The organism is Glacieibacterium frigidum, from assembly GCF_007097155.1.
Classification (GTDB): Bacteria; Pseudomonadota; Alphaproteobacteria; order Sphingomonadales; family Sphingomonadaceae; genus Glacieibacterium; species Glacieibacterium frigidum.
The window spans coordinates 721,788-738,883 of record NZ_VJWA01000001.1 but is presented as its reverse complement, the minus strand read 5'-3'; the positions used below and the strand labels follow the sequence as shown (position 1 = coordinate 738,883).

The 17,096-nt window shown below is 68.3% G+C and carries 12 protein-coding genes and 2 pseudogenes; 10 read left to right on the top strand and 4 right to left on the bottom strand.

Annotated features, from left to right (window positions below; translation table 11 throughout):
• Positions 1-26 precede the first annotated feature (26 nt).
• Positions 27-1,187: a PEPxxWA-CTERM sorting domain-containing protein gene (locus tag FMM06_RS16665; protein WP_185965018.1), complete on the bottom strand. Its 1,161-nt coding sequence runs from the start codon at positions 1,185-1,187 to the stop codon at positions 27-29.
• A 500-nt stretch (positions 1,188-1,687) separates the two neighbouring features.
• On the opposite strand from FMM06_RS16665, the pseudogene FMM06_RS03525 reads away from it, so the two are divergent.
• Together FMM06_RS03525 and FMM06_RS17390 are read left to right on the top strand one after the other, a co-directional pair.
• Positions 1,688-2,731: pseudogene (locus tag FMM06_RS03525) on the top strand (NF038122 family metalloprotease); the annotation flags it as partial.
• Between the two features lie 78 nt (positions 2,732-2,809).
• Positions 2,810-2,914 (top strand): annotated as a pseudogene (locus FMM06_RS17390) (PEPxxWA-CTERM sorting domain-containing protein); the annotation flags it as partial.
• A gap of 58 nt (positions 2,915-2,972) precedes the next feature.
• Here the strand turns inward: FMM06_RS17390 and FMM06_RS03520 are convergent.
• Together FMM06_RS03520 and FMM06_RS03515 are read right to left on the bottom strand one after the other, a co-directional pair.
• Entirely contained in the window at positions 2,973-3,635 is a 663-nt protein-coding gene (locus FMM06_RS03520; RefSeq protein ID WP_143554813.1) for an HAD family hydrolase, read from the bottom strand.
• Positions 3,632-4,402, bottom strand: a complete 771-nt coding sequence (locus FMM06_RS03515; protein ID WP_143554812.1) for an NTP transferase domain-containing protein — start codon at positions 4,400-4,402, stop codon at positions 3,632-3,634. Before FMM06_RS03515 ends, FMM06_RS03520 begins: the two co-directional genes overlap by 4 nt.
• A gap of 100 nt (positions 4,403-4,502) precedes the next feature.
• On the opposite strand from FMM06_RS03515, the gene FMM06_RS03510 reads away from it, so the two are divergent.
• From FMM06_RS03510 to FMM06_RS03485, 6 genes are all read left to right on the top strand, one after another.
• A complete protein-coding gene (locus tag FMM06_RS03510) occupies positions 4,503-5,618 on the top strand; it encodes an ABC transporter permease (protein ID WP_144237062.1) in 1,116 nt (371 codons plus the stop codon).
• Positions 5,618-6,445, top strand: coding sequence for an ABC transporter ATP-binding protein (locus FMM06_RS03505; protein WP_143554811.1), 828 nt, complete (start codon positions 5,618-5,620; stop codon positions 6,443-6,445). Before FMM06_RS03510 ends, FMM06_RS03505 begins: the two co-directional genes overlap by 1 nt.
• Before the next feature lies 1 nt (position 6,446).
• Positions 6,447-7,403, top strand: a complete 957-nt coding sequence (locus FMM06_RS03500; protein ID WP_143554810.1) for an MlaD family protein — start codon at positions 6,447-6,449, stop codon at positions 7,401-7,403.
• 1 nt (position 7,404) lies between these two features.
• A complete protein-coding gene (locus FMM06_RS03495; RefSeq protein ID WP_185965017.1) occupies positions 7,405-7,995 on the top strand; it encodes an ABC-type transport auxiliary lipoprotein family protein in 591 nt (196 codons plus the stop codon).
• A gap of 22 nt (positions 7,996-8,017) precedes the next feature.
• Entirely contained in the window at positions 8,018-8,563 is a 546-nt protein-coding gene (locus tag FMM06_RS03490; RefSeq protein WP_143554808.1) for a TIGR00645 family protein, read from the top strand.
• Positions 8,564-8,701: 138 nt separating this feature from the next.
• Positions 8,702-10,957: a beta strand repeat-containing protein gene (locus tag FMM06_RS03485; protein ID WP_143554807.1), complete on the top strand. Its 2,256-nt coding sequence runs from the start codon at positions 8,702-8,704 to the stop codon at positions 10,955-10,957.
• Here the strand turns inward: FMM06_RS03485 and pepN are convergent.
• Positions 10,949-13,513 carry an aminopeptidase N gene (gene pepN, locus FMM06_RS03480; RefSeq protein WP_144237061.1) on the bottom strand — a complete coding sequence of 855 codons (2,565 nt, stop codon included), beginning with the start codon at positions 13,511-13,513 and terminating at the stop codon, positions 10,949-10,951. The genes FMM06_RS03485 and pepN overlap by 9 nt on opposite strands.
• Before the next feature lie 110 nt (positions 13,514-13,623).
• On the opposite strand from pepN, the gene FMM06_RS03475 reads away from it, so the two are divergent.
• Positions 13,624-14,826, top strand: coding sequence for a M48 family metallopeptidase (locus FMM06_RS03475; RefSeq protein ID WP_143554806.1), 1,203 nt, complete (start codon positions 13,624-13,626; stop codon positions 14,824-14,826).
• Between the two features lie 39 nt (positions 14,827-14,865).
• Positions 14,866-16,965: a RelA/SpoT family protein gene (locus tag FMM06_RS03470; RefSeq protein WP_143554805.1), complete on the top strand. Its 2,100-nt coding sequence runs from the start codon at positions 14,866-14,868 to the stop codon at positions 16,963-16,965.
• Positions 16,966-17,096 lie beyond the last annotated feature (131 nt).

Below are 17,096 nucleotides of genomic sequence, written 5' to 3'. Positions count from 1 at the left end.
CCCTCTTTCGTTCACGCCTATGCCGATCAGGCGGTCAGCGCAGCCCTGCGAGCACGGCGCGACGCCGCACCGACCAGGCCGAAGCCGCCGATCATCATCACCCAGGTGCCGGGCTCAGGGATTGCGCCCTGGACGAAGGCGAGGCTGGCGAAGATCGGCGCATAGCCGCTGAACTCGCCCCAGCTGCTGTTCAGGCCCGGATTGAAGTCACCGAAGGTCGCGCCGAACGACAGGCCGTAGCTGTTCACCGACGCGAGCTTGCCGTCGATGAAGCCGGGGCCACCCGAGTCGCCACCGGCGATGTTGACCTCGAGCGCTCCGACGCCGGTGTTGCAGTATTTGTCGCTCGCTGCGACGCCGAGGCCGAGGGTCGCGAGGCGGCACGAGGCATCGTTGGCAGCCAGCCCGTTGTCGAAGTCCGAGACGTACGAGAACTCGATGTCGGCGGTGCCGAAGAAGTTCGTGCCGTCGACGACATCGGTAAAGAAGCCGCCGAAGTCGTCGTCGCCGAAGGCGAAGTCGTAGCGGTTGTCACCCTGGCGCAGACGGCCGGTGCCGAGGTTCTGGCCGAGCGCACCGCCGACGTCCGAACGACCGCCGTAGCCGGCGACGTTGAAGCCGAGGCCGGTCAGATCATTGCCGGTGTACAGGTCATAGCCGACCGCGAACGAAGGGGCCGGCGCCGTCAGCTTGAGCACCGCGATGTCGTTCTGGTCGATGACTTCGCCGGTATACAGCGGATTCACGTGGATGAAGCCGACGTCGACCGCGGTCACGCCCGGCGAGCCGATGCTGTAGATCGGCGTCTCGGCCGCATCGCCCTGGGCCGGATTGTAGAAGAACGCGGTGACGCTGTTGGGCCGCGCCGACGTGCCGTCGCTGACGCAATGCGCGGCAGTGATGATCGACGTGCCATTCGCGCTGAGGCTGCCCGAGCAGACGAACGCGCCGCCCGCGCCGTAATCCATCAGCAGGCCGACGGTGCCGCGATACTGCGCCGCCGTGCCGAGATAGATCGGGTTGCCGCCGCCGACGACCGTGGCGGTCGACGTCTGGCCGATGATCCGGCTCTCCGCCCGCCAGTCGACGCCGTTGAGGCTGCCCGTGGCGACCCGAGGTGCGGCGTGCGCCGCCGAAAGCGGCGCGAGCGCTGCTGCACCAAGCAAAGCAAACGTACTGAATCGCATGAACTTACCCCTTTTGGACCCGGCGCGAGGAATGTTTCGCACGAGAAAAATTGTAAATTGCAGCGATTGATTTCGACAAGCCGCCGTCATCGCCGGCGACGGCCGAAATCATTGTAATTAACAGACATTAGGGATTTTGCCGTCAGATTTTGGCCGGGTGTTGCGAAGATGCCGCAGTTTTCATGGGCAGGTCGGCTCGAAAACGGTGCCGACGAGGCTTCCGACCCTCTGAAGATCCGGTCGCCAACCGAAAACACCGCCGTACCCGATTCGGGCGCCCCGTATCATGTCCGTAACGAATTATGATTAAAGGGCTTTGTGGTATTATTACACTATGGACTCGCAATATTCTGTCTTAATCAATGTCAACGGCGTCGCGGAGGGAGCGGGGGCGTGAGTGGGGTGGCGAGGCCGCTCGTGGTGCTCAGACCGCAAATGCGGCGGCACCACGACGGCCGCTTGCCCTGCGGGATCACACACCGTGAGAGAGGGAAAAATTCATGCGCTTCACCAAGTTGATCGGGGCCGCCCTGCTGGCGAGCGCCGCCGCCGTTCCGGCCAATGCGCTGACCATCGAACTGCGCAATCTCAACAACGTCACCCCGGGTACCCAGGCGTATGACGGCTTCCGCGCCGCCGCGAACTTCTGGGAAAACCTCATCACCAACGACGTCAACGTCAAGCTGAACGTCGGCTTCTCGCAGCTCGCGCCGAACGTCCTCGGCTCGACCGGCAGCACGACGCAGGTCGTCAGTGCCGAGCAGACGCTCGCCCAGATCAAGGCGACCGGCAACTCGCGCCTCGACCAGCGCGCCGTCCTGCCGACCCTGACGCCGGTCGCCGGCGATCCGGGTTTCGCGACCTTCGACGCGCTGATTTCCGGTCCGCGCCAGGACGGCACCGGCGTTGCCCTGCCGCTGACCCGCGTGCTCGACAACGACCAGAGCGGCAACAACGCCGTGTTCTCGGCGAACACCTCGCTGCTGAAGGCGCTGGGCTTCACCCCGACTTACACGGGCGCCAACGCAGGCATCCAGGCCGACGGCACGGTGCAGTTCAGCACCCAGTTCAACTTCGACTTCAACCCGGAAGACGGCATCTCGTCGAACGCAATCGACTTCATCGGCGTCGCGATCCACGAGATCGGCCACGCGCTCGGTTTCCGCTCGGGCGTCGATGTCTATGACACCAACACGGGCTTCACGGGCAACCTCGACGACTTCGCGATCTTCACGGTGTGGGATTCGTTCCGCTACAGCGCCGCGAGCACGGCGATCGGCGTCGGCGTTCTCGACCTCGCGGTCGGCGGCACGATCGCCAACGGCGATGCGCCCTACTTCTCGATCGACGGCGGCCTGACCATCTTCCAGGGTGCCAACGGCCCGGCCTACATGTCGACCGGCCGCACCTATGGCGACGGTCGTCAGGCGTCGCACTGGAAGGACAACACCCCCGGCCAGCCGCAGCTCGGCATCCTCGACCCGACCGTCGCCTTCGGCCAGCAGAGCGTGATCGACGCGCTCGACCTCGCCGCCTACGACGCGATGGGCTGGAACATCGCGTTCGACGTGCTGGCAGCGCCGACCAAGTCGTTCTCGACGAAGATCCTGAACACGACCGCAGCGATCGCGGTGCCGGAGCCCGGCACTTGGGCGCTGATGATCGGCGGCTTCGGCCTCGTCGGCGCAGCAGCGCGCCGCCGTCGCTCGGGCGTCGCGACCGCCTAAAGCCTCGACTGCCTTCATGGCAGCGTGACGGGGGGCCATGTGCCCCCCGTTTTCGTATTCAGACCCAGTCGATGATCGGCCAGCCGCGCGCCTGGGCGACGGCGCGCAGTTTCGGGGTCGGCGTGGTCACCACTTGCTCGTCGGCAAGCTCGAACATCGGCACGTCGCTGACATGGTCGGAGAAGAAGCGGATCGGCGCGCCGGTCAGGCCTTCCGCGGCCAGCCACGCCTCGACCATGTCGCGCTTGGCCTGGCCGTAGCAGTTCGGCCCCGCCAACCGCGCCCGCAGCACGTCGCCGTCCCACACCGACCGCGTCGCGACGACATCGGCGACACCCAGCGCGTCGGCGATGGCGCGGACGTAGAATTCGCAGCTTGCGGTCGCCAACACGACGCGGCGCCCTGCCGCGCGCTCGGCCTCGAGCCGCAGGAGCGCGTCCGGAAACACCCCGCGGTCCAGCAGCCGCGCGGTGAACGCCCGCGCCGCCGCCTCGACGCGGGCGCGCGGTACCGCGTCGCCCATCAGCAGGCGCTGGTTCAGCTCCTTCAGCCGGGCGCGCGACACGCGCTTCGCCAGATAGGCCGCGCCGAACACCGCCGCGACGGGCAGCAGCGCCAGCCGCCACGGCGCCTCGCGCGCCGCCCAGAACAACAGCCACGGCGACCAGGTGCCGCTGCGCGTGATGGTGCGGTCCATGTCGAAGATGCTGAGCGGGGTCATCGCGCCGCGACGATCGCTTCGGCCAACGCCAGGTCCGACGCCTTGTCGACATCGATCGCGGCTTCCGCGAACGGCAGCGCCACCGCCTTCGCGGTCAGGCCCAGCCGCCGCCCCAGCTGCGCCGCCGCGGCCTCGATGGTCAGCACGCGCAGCACCGCGCCGAGCAGCAGCCCGGGGCCGAGCTTCAGGATCAGCCGCCATCCCGACTTGCGTTCGCGCTCCACCCCCGCCCACAGGTCGAGCGCGGCGAAGGCCCGCGGCCCGGACAGCGCGAACAGATTGGCCCCCGACCATGCCCCGCCGCGAAAGCGCAGCCAGGTCCGGACATTGTTCGGATAGGCGGCGAGCAGCACGCGCCGCTCGACGACCGCGAACGCCACGTCGGCGCTGCCCGCGCTGCCCAGGAAGGCCGCGACCATCGGCGGGGTCAGCAGCGCATGGTCGGCGGTCGTGACCAGCACCGGCCAGGGCGCCGCGACCCCCGCCACCGCGCGCACCGAGCCTGCGATCCCCGCCGCCGACACGCCGAACTCGACCCGCGCCTCGTCCGCCAGCCACGCCGTGCCCGGATGGGCGCGCAGCCGGTCGATGTCCTGCGCCAGCACGAGAATGCGCGAGATGTCCGGACAGTCGAGCAGGGTGCTGGCGACCCGCGCCAGCATCGGCACGCCGCCGACTGGGATGAGGGCCTTCGCCGCGACGCCGAGCGAGGCTGCGAACGGGTCGCCGCCGGGGCGCTCGCCGGCCAGGATGATCGCGGTCCACATGGCTGCCGCTCATGACGGCGTGAACGCCCAAGCGCAACTTTACGCGACCCCAACGATTGGGGCTTGTCGAACCATGCCTGCATCCGCCACCACAGATACGATGAACGATGCGGCGTTTCTCGACGAAGCCACCGGCGACAGCCGGCGTATCGTGCTGACCGGACGCTGGACCGTCGCGCACATCGGGCCGGTCGAGCCGCAGCTGCGAGCGCTGCCTGCCGGCGGCAGCGGGCTGACCGTCGATCTGTCGCAGATCGAGCGGATCGACACGATCGGCGCGTGGCTCGTCCACCGGCTGACGCGCGATCATCCCGGCACGACGCTGACCGGCGCGTCCGAAGATGCGACACGGCTGATCGAGCAGGTCGGCGCCGCCGATCCCGACGTCAAGATTCGCCCCGACCCCGGCCCGCGCATGACCCGCCGCCTGGAAGAGATCGGCCGCGGCGTCGTCGGCGCGGTCGACACGCTGGGCAACTTCCTCGCCTTCCTCGGCAAGACGCTGGTGACGCTGGCGCAGACGCTGTTTTCGCGCCGCTCGTTCCGCTGGAACTCGATCGTCCACCAGATGGACGTCGTCGGCGTCCACGCGCTCGGCATCGTCGGGCTCCTGAGCTTCCTGGTCGGCATCGTGCTGGCGCAGCAGGGCGCGGTGCAGCTGCGGCAGTTCGGTGCCGAGGTGTTCGTCGTCAACCTGATCGGCCGCTCGACGGTGCGCGAGCTGGGCATCCTGCTGACCGCGATCATGGTCGCGGGCCGCTCGGGCTCGGCCTTCGCGGCGCAGATCGGCAGCATGAAGCTGAACGAGGAGATCGACGCGATGCGGACGATCGGCCTTAGCGCCTTCGAGGTGCTGGTGCTGCCGCGCGTCATCGCGACCTCGCTGATGATGGTCCTGCTCGGCTTCTACGGCTCGCTGATGGCGATCATCGGCGGCGGGCTGTTCTGCTGGCTGTCGCTCGACATGCCGGTGGTGACCTTCGTCCAGCGCCTGCAGGAGGTCGTGCCGATCGCCGACTTCTGGATCGGGCTGTTCAAGGCGCCGGTGTTCGGCGCGATCATCGCGGTGACGGGCTGCTTCCAGGGCATGCAGGTCAGCGGCAACGCCGAATCGGTCGGTCAGCGCACCACCGCGGCGGTGGTCCAGTCGATCTTCCTGGTAATCGTCCTCGACGCGTTCTTCGCGGTGTTTTTCACCGCGCTGGGGTTCATCTGATGGCCGCGCCGCGCAACCCCTCGACCAACGCCGCGCGCAGCCGGGCGGCGGACAATGCGGAGATCGTCATCCGCGTCACCGGCCTCGACAACGGCTTCGGCGACCAGGTCGTGCACCGCGACCTCAACCTCGAAGTGCGGCGCGGCGAGATCCTGGGCGTCGTCGGCGGTTCGGGCACCGGCAAGTCGGTGCTGATGCGCTCGATCATCGGGCTGCAGACCCCGCAGGCGGGCGAGATCGAGGTGTTCGGCGAGAATGTCGCGTCGCTCGACGCCGCCGAGGCCAAGGACCTGCGCCGCCGCTGGGGCGTGCTGTTTCAGAACGGCGCGCTGTTCAGCTCGCTGACCGTCGCCGAGAATATCGAAGTGCCGATGCGCGAGTTCTTCAAGCTCGAGCCCAAGCTGATGGACGAGATCGCGGGCTACAAGATCGCCATGGTCGGCCTGCCCGCCTATGCCGGGCCGCGCTTCCCGAACGAGCTGTCAGGCGGCATGCGCAAGCGGGCAGGCCTGGCGCGCGCGCTGGCGCTCGATCCGCGGCTGCTGTTCCTCGACGAGCCGACCGCGGGGCTCGACCCGATCGGCGCGGCGGCGTTCGACGAGCTGATCCGCACGCTGCGCGACACGCTGGGGCTGACGGTATTCCTGATCACCCACGACCTCGATACGCTGCACGCGATCTGCGACCGGGTCGCGGTGCTCGCCGACGGGCAGGTCCTGAAGGTCGGAACGATTGCGGAATTAATGGCGTTCGACCATCCATGGGTCCAGGAATATTTCCGCGGGCCCCGCGGCCGCGCCGCGATGCCAAGTGAAAAGGCCGCCTGAAGTGGAAACGCGCAGCTCTTACGTCCTCGTCGGCTCGGTGGTGCTCGCCTTCACCGTGCTGCTGTTTGCCGCCGTGCTGTGGCTCGCGCGCTTCTCGGGCGAGGACAAGCCCGAATACGACATCCTGTTCTCGAACGGCATCACCGGCCTTGCGGTCGGCAGCGCGGTCGCCTTCAACGGCGTGCCCGTCGGATCGGTGCAGAAGATCGCGCTGGTCCCCAAGGCGCCGCAGCTCGTCCGTGTCCGCATCGCGATCGACAAGGATACCCCGATCCTGCAGGGCACCACTGCGACGGTTGAGGGCGTCGGCTTCACCGGCGTCAGCCAGATCGCGCTGACCGGCGCGATGGGCGGCCAGCCGCCGATTACCGCAGTCGGCGGCTGGGGCCGGCCGATCATTCCCGCCAAGCGCGGCGGTTTGGGCCAGCTGCTCGCCAGTGCGCCTGAGCTGCTTAACAACGTCTCGCAGCTAACCGCCAGCCTGAACAAGCTGCTGAACCCCGAAAACCGCGAATCGATCGGCGGCATCCTCGCGAACACCAATCGCCTGTCGAACGCGCTCGCCGACCGCGGGCCGGAGATCGCGGCGACCATCGCCGAGACGCGCCAGACGCTGCGCGCGGCGACGCTGGCGGTCGAGCAGCTGGGCAAGGTCGCGGGCTCGACCGACCGCCTGCTCAACGGCGAGGTGCGGACGCTCGTCGCTGATCTCGACAAGACCGTGGTGCGCGCCAACAGTTCGCTGACCAAAGTCGACGAACTGGTCGGGGCCGCCAAGCCCGGCGTCGACGCGCTGTCGCAGCGCACGGTGCCCGAAATCGGCCAGCTGATCAGCGACCTGCGCGCCGTGACGACGTCGCTGGGCGCGGTGTCGGCGAAGCTCGACGAGGACCCGGCGAGCGCGCTGCTCGGCGGCCGCCGCCTGCCCGAATACGACCCCAATGCGAAGGCCAAGTAAGATGCGGTTGCTGATCCCCCTCGCCGCCCTCGCGCTGAGCGCCTGCGGCCCGCTCGTGCAGATCGGCGGCAACGACAAGGCGCCGGTCGCGCTGCTGACGCTGCGTGCCACCGCAACCGTCGGGGCACCGGCGGCGGATCTGTCGCGGTCGGTCAGCGTCGTCACGCCGACGGTACCGGGGCCGCTGCAGACGCTGCGCCTGCCGGTCATCACCCGCGATACCGAGCTGGCCTACCTGACCGGCGCGACCTGGGCCGAGCAGCCCAACAAGCTGTTCGCGCGCGTGCTGGCCGATACGATTGCGGCGGGCGGCGTGCCGGTGATCGACGCGCGCCAGTCGAACGTCGGCGCGGCGCGCACTTTGTCAGGACAACTCGTCGAGTTCAGCCTCGACGTGCGCGATGCCGCCGCCCCCGCGGTAGTGCTGCGCTACGATGCGCTGCTGTCGGGCGACGGCGGCAAGACGCTGCTGGTCCGCCGCTTCGACCGGCGCGTGCCGGTGTCGAGCCAGGCGCCGGGCGATGTCGCGGTCGCATTGAACAGCGCTGCGAATGCGGTGGCGGGCGAGGTCGCGGCGTGGTTGCCGCGCTGAGCCGCCGCACTATATCGCCGAAATGACCCCTGCCCCCACCGGACCCGCGAAGCGGCTTGCGCCGCTGCCGCTGTTGATCTTCGGATCGCGCTGGCTGCAGGTGCCGCTGTATATCGGGCTGATCGTCGCGCAGGCGGTCTATGTCTGGCTGTTCCTGAAGGAGCTGCTGCACCTCGTCGCGACCGCGAACAGCGTCGGCGAGCAGGAGATCATGCTGATCGTCCTCGGCCTGATCGACGTGGTGATGATCTCCAACCTGCTCGTCATGGTCATCGTCGGCGGCTACGAGACCTTCGTGTCGCGCCTGGGGCTGGAGAACCACCCCGACCAGCCCGAGTGGCTGAGCCACGTCAATGCCGGCGTCCTCAAGGTCAAGCTGGCGATGGCGATCATCGGCATCTCGTCGATCCACCTGCTTCGCACCTTCATCGAGGCGTCGAACATCGGCACCGCGGGCGCGCGCGTCACCGAGACCGGCGTGATGTGGCAGACGATCATCCACACGATCTTCATCGTGTCGGCGGTCGGCATCGCCTGGGTCGACCGCCTGACGCGCGAGAAGAACTGACCCCGGGGCACCCGCGACCGAGAAAGCCGCGCAACTGACCCATTTTGGGTAGCTGACTGCTTAACAAGGGCTTTTGCCTCTGCGACCCCTGCGCGGGCGGGCGTTGTGCTCGCGGTACGTTGCGATGCCGGGGGCCACATGACCAAACTGACGATCGACCGCGTGCGCGGTGTCCGCGCCGCCATCCTGCTCGGCGTCGCCGCGCTGCCGGGGGCGGCGCGGGCGGCGGACTGCAATTGGAATGGTAGCGTCGGCGGCAATTTCGCCACCGCCGCAAACTGGGACTGCGGCCGTGTTCCCGGGACCACTGACACGGCGATCATCAGCACGGGGCGAGCGGATGTTTCAAGCACCACGTCTACAGGCTCGGTACAGATTGCGTCGGGCGCTGCATTACGGCAGACCGGAGGTGTTTTTACCGTCAGCGCGCTCGTCAACAACGGCTTGATCGATGTCACGGGCAGTCTCCGCGCAACAACTGGGGCGACGGTGATCGTCAGCGGGACGGGCACGATCGTCTTGGCAAATGCGGCAAATACAGTTCTGTTCAATGGCAGCGCCAGTTCGATAACGCTGGGCGCGGGTCAGACGGTGCTCGGTTCGGCGCGCATCCTGGCTAATGCGGGCATCCTCAACAACCAAGGTACGATCCGGTCGACGGGGCCCAGGGAGATCAATATCGACCCCTTGGGCACGGCGTCGGGACTGTCGGGTGCCGGGGTCGGCACCAACCGCAACGCCGGGCTGTACAATACGGGCTCGTTGATTGCGGGAACTAGTCAGATGTCGCTCGCTGGCGGCCTCTACGAGAACTCGAAAGACGCGACGATGTTCGCCGACGGTCAGAATTTGACGATGGGAACCAACTCCGCGCTCACCAACCTGAGCGGTGCTAACCTGTCGAAGGGTGTCTATGCGTCGCGCGCGGGAACGCTGACGCTGCGCACAGATTCAGGATCCGCCTTTATCCAGTCCATCGGCACGACGGGCACCGCGACCGACACGGTGGTCCGCCTGTCGGGCGAAGCATCGCAAATATTGACGGGCTACGATGTTGGAGGGGCGAGTAACGCGCTCGAAGAAACGCTGTCGGTGATCAACGCCAGCGGCCGCCTCGAAATTGTCGATGGACGGGAATTCAGCTTAGGGGATAACTTCGCCAACCGGGGAATCGTGCTGCTCGGCGGCACCGCCGCGCAGGTCGACAGCAGCTTCACCACCCCTGGCACCTTGGCGAATTCGGGCACGATCTTCGGCCACGGATTCATCGGGACATCGGTGACCAACAGCATCAGTGGCTTCAGCGGCATCGTCCGCGCCAGTGAGGGCACGCTGACCCTCGCCGGCCTCACCGGCGGCACCGGGCAGAGCGACGCGGGCGCGGTACTGGCGTTCGGCACGGGGACCTACACGCCACGCCTGCTCGTCATCAACGGCGCGCTGTCGCTGGGGGCCAACGTCGTCGCGGTCACCGCCGACTATCAGAACGCAGGCTTCGGCAGCGGCAACAGCTTCGCCGCGCGCGCCAACGTCACCGGCACCGGCACGATCGAGGCGACCAGCGCGACGCAGACGCTGTCGGCGACCGGCCTTTCGGGATCGACGCTCGACCTCGGCGTGCAGCGCGTCGGCGCGGCGACGCGGACGCTGACGATCACCAACCTCGGCACGGAGACGACGCTGCGCGGCGCGGTGCAGAATACGAACGCCGCGAGTGTCAGCGTGACGGGGGCGGACTTCGTCGTCGCTGCGAACGGCGGCACCGCCGACGCCACCCTCGCCTATGGCAGCGTCAGCGGCGACTTCGCGGGCCAGTCGCTGACGATCGCCAACAACTTCGACAACGTCGCCGACGCGACGCTGACGCTGACCGGCAAGGTCACCCAGGTTTCGCTCGCCTCGCTGTTCAAGGCGGCGGGGTTCGGCACGCTGACCGCGACGGGGGCGAACAGCTACACACTCGATCTCGGCAGCTTCGCAGCAGGCACGCAGACGATCACCACCGATTTCGGCGTGCTCAACGACATCGCGCTTTCGACCTTCTCCGAAAATCTCGGCGGCAGCTTCACCGGTGCGGGCGGGCCGTTCAGCCTGACTGGCGCGTCGTTCGCGGGCATCGACGGCGACATGACCTATACCGGCGCGCAACTCAGCTTCGCCACCGCGGGCCTGACGGCAGGCAATTACTCGCGCACGCTGCTGCTCGAGAGTTTCAGCCGCTTCCTCGGCCTCGACGATCTCGCGCTGTCGCACATGACCATCGACGTCAACGCGACGATCACCGGTGGCGTCGGCACCGTGCCCGAGCCGCAGGTCTGGGCGCAGCTCCTCGCCGGCTTCGCGATGATCGGCCTCGCGACGCGGCGCTGCCGCCGCGAAATCGTGTCAAGCTAGCGACTTCGACGCCATCTCGAACACGTCCTTCGACAGTCGCGGCGTTTTCAGCAGCCGCTGCAGCTGCGCCCGCATCAACGCCGCCCGCCCCTCGTCGAACCGCCGCCAGCGGCCGAGCGGGGTCATCAGCCGCGCCGCGGTCGACGGGTTGACCGGATCGACGCTCAGCACCTGGTCGGCGAGGAAGGCATAGCCCGCGCCGTCGGCGGCGTGCAGGCGCAGCTGGTTGACCCCGAACGCGCCGACCAGCGAGCGTAGCCGGTTGGGGTTGTGCGAAAAATCGGGGTGGCGGGTCAGCGCGATCGTCGCCGCAAGCGTATCGGCGCGGCTCGACATCGCCTGCACCGAGAACCATTTGTCGATCACCGACGCGTCGCCCTTGAAGCGGTCATAGAACGCCGCCAACGCCGCCGTCCGCTCGGGCGCGTCGCTGTTCGCCAGCACGCTCAGCGCCGCGATGCGGTCGGTCATGTTGTTCGCGTTCTCGAACTGCGCGTACGCTGCAACCTCCGCCTCGCGCTCGCCGGTCGCCATCAGATAGCCGAGCGCGACGTTCTTGAGGCGGCGCCGGCCCTTCGCCTCGGGTGTCTGGGCATAGGCGGCGTCGGCATTGCCGCGATAAGCCGCCCACCAGGCATCGCGGTGCGCGGTCGCCGCTGCATGCCGCACGGCCTCGCGCCGCGCATGGATCGCGTCGACCGCGACGACGGCGGCCTGATCGCCGATGAACGCCTCGGTCGGCAGCAGCACGGCCTCGGCAATGAACGCCGGGTCGTCACCGCCCAGCGTCGCGCCGAGCGCCGCCACCAGATCGTCGCACGGCCCCTCGGCCGACAGCGTGTCGAGCGCCAGCTGCTGCAGCGCCTCGTAGCGCGCGAACGGATCGTCGTCATGCGCCGACAGGAACACCCGGTCGGCCGCCGGGCAGGCGTGCTCGACGATGACGGGGGCCGAGAAATCGCGGTTGAGCGACAGCACCGGGCGCGTGGGCACGTCCGGGATCACGACCGTCGTCGTCGCTTCGGTCAGCTCGACCAGCCGCTCGTCGCCGATCCGCGCGCCGCTCGCGCGGTCGAACAGCGCGAGGCGCAGCGGCAGATGGACAGGCAGCTTGATCGGCTGGCCCGGCGTCGGCGGCGTCGTCTGGGTCAAAGTGATCGTCGCGGTCGAACCTTCGTGCGCCAGCGTGACGCCGACGCGGGGCGTGCCCGCCTGCTCGTACCAGCGGCGGAACTGGGTGAGGTCGCGCCCCGACGCATCCTCCATCGCGCGGACGAAATCCTCGCAGGTCACCGCCTGGCCGTCGTGGCGCTCGAAGTACAGGTCGGTGCCGGCGCGGAAGCCCGCCTCGCCCAGCAGCGTGTAGAGCATCCGGATGACCTCGGCGCCCTTGTTGTAGACCGTCGCGGTGTAGAAATTGCCGATCTCGATATAATGATCGGGGCGGATCGGGTGCGCGGTCGGGCCGGCATCCTCCTGGAACTGCACGGCGCGCAGGGACCGCACGTCGTCGATGCGGCGCACCGCGCGGCTGCCCTGGTCGCCCGAGAACTGCTGGTCGCGGAAGACCGTCAGGCCTTCCTTCAGCGACAGCTGGAACCAGTCGCGGCAGGTGATGCGATTGCCCGTCCAGTTGTGGAAATACTCGTGCGCCACCACCGCCGCGACGGCGTCGAAGTCGGCATCGGTCGCGGTCTCCGGGTCGGCGAGGATGTATTTCGAATTGAAGACGTTGAGACCCTTGTTCTCCATCGCGCCGAAATTGAAGTCGGCGACCGCGACGATGTTGAAGACATCGAGGTCGTACTCGCGGCCGTAGTGCACCTCGTCCCACGCCATCGAGGTCTTGAGCGCCGCCATTGCGTGCGCGCAGCGCGGCACGTCGGCCGCCGCGGTCCAGATCGCCAGTTGCACCTCGCGCCCCGACATCGTCGTGAAGCGGTCGCGCAGCGGCTGCAGGTCGCCCGCGACGAGCGCGAACAGATAGCACGGCTTGGGCCACGGATCGGTCCACTCCGCCCAATGCGTGTCGCCGCCGTCATCGTCGCCGCGCGCCACCATGTTGCCGTTCGCCAGCAGCACCGGATAGGCGCGTGCATCGGCTTTCATGCGGACGCTGTAGGTCGACAGCACGTCGGGGCGATCCGGGAAGAAGGTGATGCGGCGGAAGCCCTCCGCTTCGCACTGCGTGCACAGATTGCCGCCCGAGGCGTACAGCCCCATCAGGCGGGTGTTGGCCGATGGCACGATCTCGACCAGCGTCTCGATGACCGCGGTGTCGCCCGCCAGGCGGAGCGTCAGATGCTCGCCCACCGGCTGGGTCGCGTCGGCCACGCCGTCGACGGTCAGCGACAACAGGCGCAGTTCCTGCCCGTCGAGCACCAGCGGCCGGTCGTGCGCGCCGTTGCGGGTGACGGTGAGGGTCGCGCGAACGCGCGTGCAGCCCGGCGCGAGATCGAAGTCGAGCGCCACCGTCGGCACCAGCCAGTCGGGCGGGCGATAGTCGGACAGCCGCACGGTATGCGGCACCTGCGGCGTGAACTGCGCGTCGAGCATCGTGAACTTTCGTTTGTGCAGTGCGATGTAGCGTGCCCTCAACGCCGCGTCACCCGCTTGCGCACCACAGCAGGTGTGTTACACAGACCAGACACTGTCGGGGGACGATCATGGCCATCGCGCAAGCCGCATTCGATGTAGAGGCCGCGACGCGCGCCTATCTGGCGACTGTGTCGGGGGCCGCGCGCATCCGCTCCGACGCCTATTTCGAGGGCGGCTACTGGCTGACCCTGTGGGGCGCGCTGATCAGCATCGGCGTCGCGTATCTGTTCCTGCGCATGGGCTGGGCGGCCCGGCTGTCGGCCTGGGCGCAGCGCCAGACGGGCGGGCGGATGTTCCTCGCCACCGCGCTGTTCCTCCTCGTCTTCAGCCTGCTGACCGCGGTGATCGAGCTGCCGTGGCAGGCGTACACCGGGTATTTCCGCGAGCATCAGTACGGCATGTCGAACCAGACGCTGGGCGAGTGGCTGGTCGAAATGCTCAAGGGCGCGGCGATCAGCCTGCCGATAACGGCGCTCGCCATCGCCGCGCTGTTCATCGGGGTGCGCCGGTCGCCGAAGCGCTGGTGGGCGTACGGCGCGGCGGGGACCGCGGTCGTCATGTCGTTCTTCATCGCCGCCGGGCCGGTGTTCATCGAGCCTTTGTTCAACACCTACAAGCCGATGCCGGCGTCGCCGCTGCAGGCGCAGATCCTGTCGATGGCGCGCGCCAACGGCGTACCCGCGCACGATGTTCTGGTGGTAGATGCATCGAAGCAGACCAAGCGCATCTCCGCCAACGTCGCCGGGCTGGGGCCGACGACACGCGTCGCGCTCAACGACAATCTGCTCGCGACCAAGGACGATGCCGGCACGCTGTCGGTGATGGGTCACGAACTCGGCCATTACGTCCTCGGCCATGTCGTCGTGCTGATCCTGTCCTTCGTCGTGCTGATCACGCTGGCGTTCCTGGTGGTCAGCGTCGCGGTCCCGGCGCTCATCCGCCGCAACCCGGCATGGGGCATCAAGGACATCGGCGACCCCGGCGCCTTCGCGGTCTGGTCGATCGTGTTCAGCGTGTTCTTCCTGCTGCTGACCCCGGTGACCAACTCGCTGATCCGCTTCAACGAGCATCAGGCCGACATCTTCGGCCTCAACGCCGCACGCGCCCCCGACGGCTTCGCGCGCTCGGCGCTGCGGCTGGGGGCGTATCGCAAGCTCGAGCCCGGCCCGATTGAGGAGGCGATCTTCTACGACCATCCCTCGGGCGCGACCCGCATCCGGATGGCGATGCAGTGGAAGTCCGAGCATCTGAACGAGCCCGGCGTGCGGTGAACGGTTGCGCGCATGCGACGCGCGCCCCACACTCGCTGAATGCTGCGTCAGTACGAACTCGTCGAGCGTGTCCGCGCCTACGACCCCCAGGCCGATGAGGACCTGCTGAACCGCGCCTACGTGTTTTCGATGAAGGCGCACGGCAGCCAGCTGCGCGCTAGCGGCGACCCCTATTTCAGCCATCCGATCGAGGTCGCGGGCATCCTGACCGACCTGAAGCTCGACGACGAGACAATCGCCACCGGCATCCTGCACGACACGATCGAGGATACGGTCGCGACGCAGGAGCAGATCGACAAGCTGTTCGGCCCCGCGGTCGGGCGGCTGGTCGACGGGGTCACCAAGCTGTCGAAGATCGAGGCGCAGACCGAGAGCGAGAGGGCTGCCGAAAACCTGCGCAAGTTCCTGCTCGCGATGTCCGACGACATCCGCGTGCTGCTGGTGAAGCTGGCGGACCGGCTGCACAACATGCGGACGCTCAAGCACCTGAAGAACCCCGACAAGCGCCGCCGCATCGCGCGCGAGACGATGGACATCTACGCGCCGCTGGCGGGCCGCATCGGCATGTACGAGTTCATGGACGAGCTGAACGAACTCGCCTTCCGCGAGCTGGAGCCCGAGGGCCATGCCAGCGTTACCGCGCGCCTCGAACGGCTGCGCGTGGGCGGCGGCGACGTGGTGTCGCGCATCACCAGCGGGCTCAAGCTGCTGCTCGCCCAGAACGGCGTCGAGGCCGACGTCTGGGGGCGGGAGAAGCAGCCGCTGTCGATCTGGCGCAAGATGCACGCCGACCACAAGAGCTTCGAGGCGCTGACCGACGTCATGGCGTTCCGCGTCATCGTCGCCAGTCCCGCCGACTGCTACCGCGCGCTCGGCATCATCCACCAGCGCTGGCCGGCGTTCGTCGGGCGCTTCAAGGACTTCATCTCGGCCCCCAAGGCGAACGGCTATCGCTCGCTGCACACCACGGTGATGCACAGCGGCATCGGCATCGAGGTGCAGATCCGCGACGCCGCGATGCACCGCGAGGCGGAGCTGGGGCTGGCGGCGCACTGGGCGTACAAGTCGGGCAACGAGGGTGCGGCAGCGCGCGAGTCCTATCCGTGGCTCAACGACCTGCTCGAAATCCTCGACCATGCCGCGACGCCCGAGGAGCTGCTCGAGCACACGCGCCTCGCGATGTTCCACGACCAGGTCTTCGTCTTCACGCCGAAGGGCGAGCTGCAGCAGCTGCCCAAGGGCGCGACGCCGGTCGATTTCGCCTATCTGCTGCACTCGGAGATCGGCGACACCTGCGTCGGGGCGCGCGTCAACGGGCGGGTCGTGTCGCTGCGCACCAAGCTGGTCAACGGCGACCAGGTCGAGATTTTGCGCTCGTCGATCCGCGCCCCCGATCCGGCGTGGGAGTCGTACGTCGTCACCGCCAAGGCGCGCGCCGCGGTCCGCCGCTCGGCGCGCACCCGCACCCGCGACGCGCAGCTGGCGATGGGGCGGCAGCTGTTCGACGCCGCGGTCGCCAGGCACGGCCTGCCGTCCGACGACGCGACGGTCAACGCCGCCTTGAGCGGCCTGAAGCTGGCGGACCGCAACGCGCTGTACGTCGCGCTCGCCCGCCAGACGGTCGGCGACCTCGCGCTGCGCGAGGCGCTGAGCCCCGGCTCGACCGAGGGCGCCAAGCGGCCGCGCAAGGTCAAGCCGGGCGCCGGCGCGATCACCATCAAGGGGCTGGCGCCGGGTGCGGCCTTCACGCTGGGCGAATGCTGCCACCCGGTGCCGGGCGACCGCATCGCCGGCCTGTCGCGCCCCGGCATGGGGGTGGAGGTGCACGGCATCGACTGCGCGACGCTCGCCGACGAACCGCAGGACTGGCTGGAACTGGCGTGGGACGCGAACTCGGGCGGCGCGGTCGCGCGCGTCGCGACGGTGGTGTACAACCAGCCCGGCAGCCTGGCGGCGGTCGCCAGCATCATCGCCCAGGCGCGCGGCAACATCGTCGGCCTCGCGCTGAAGCACCGCGACCGGGAATTCCACACCAACATCATCGACATCGAGGTCGAGGGGCTGGCCCAGCTGACCGCGATCACCGCGGCGCTGCGGGGTGCGCCGGCGGTGGTGAGCGTGGAGCGGGTAAAGGCTTGAGTTTTTAGGTCGTCATCCCCGCGAAGGCGGGGACCCAAGGTCACAAATCTCGCCCGGGGAAATACCCCTTCGCGCCGAACCTCGTGACCTTGGGTCCCCGCCTTCGCGGGGATGACGACTATCGCGCTCCG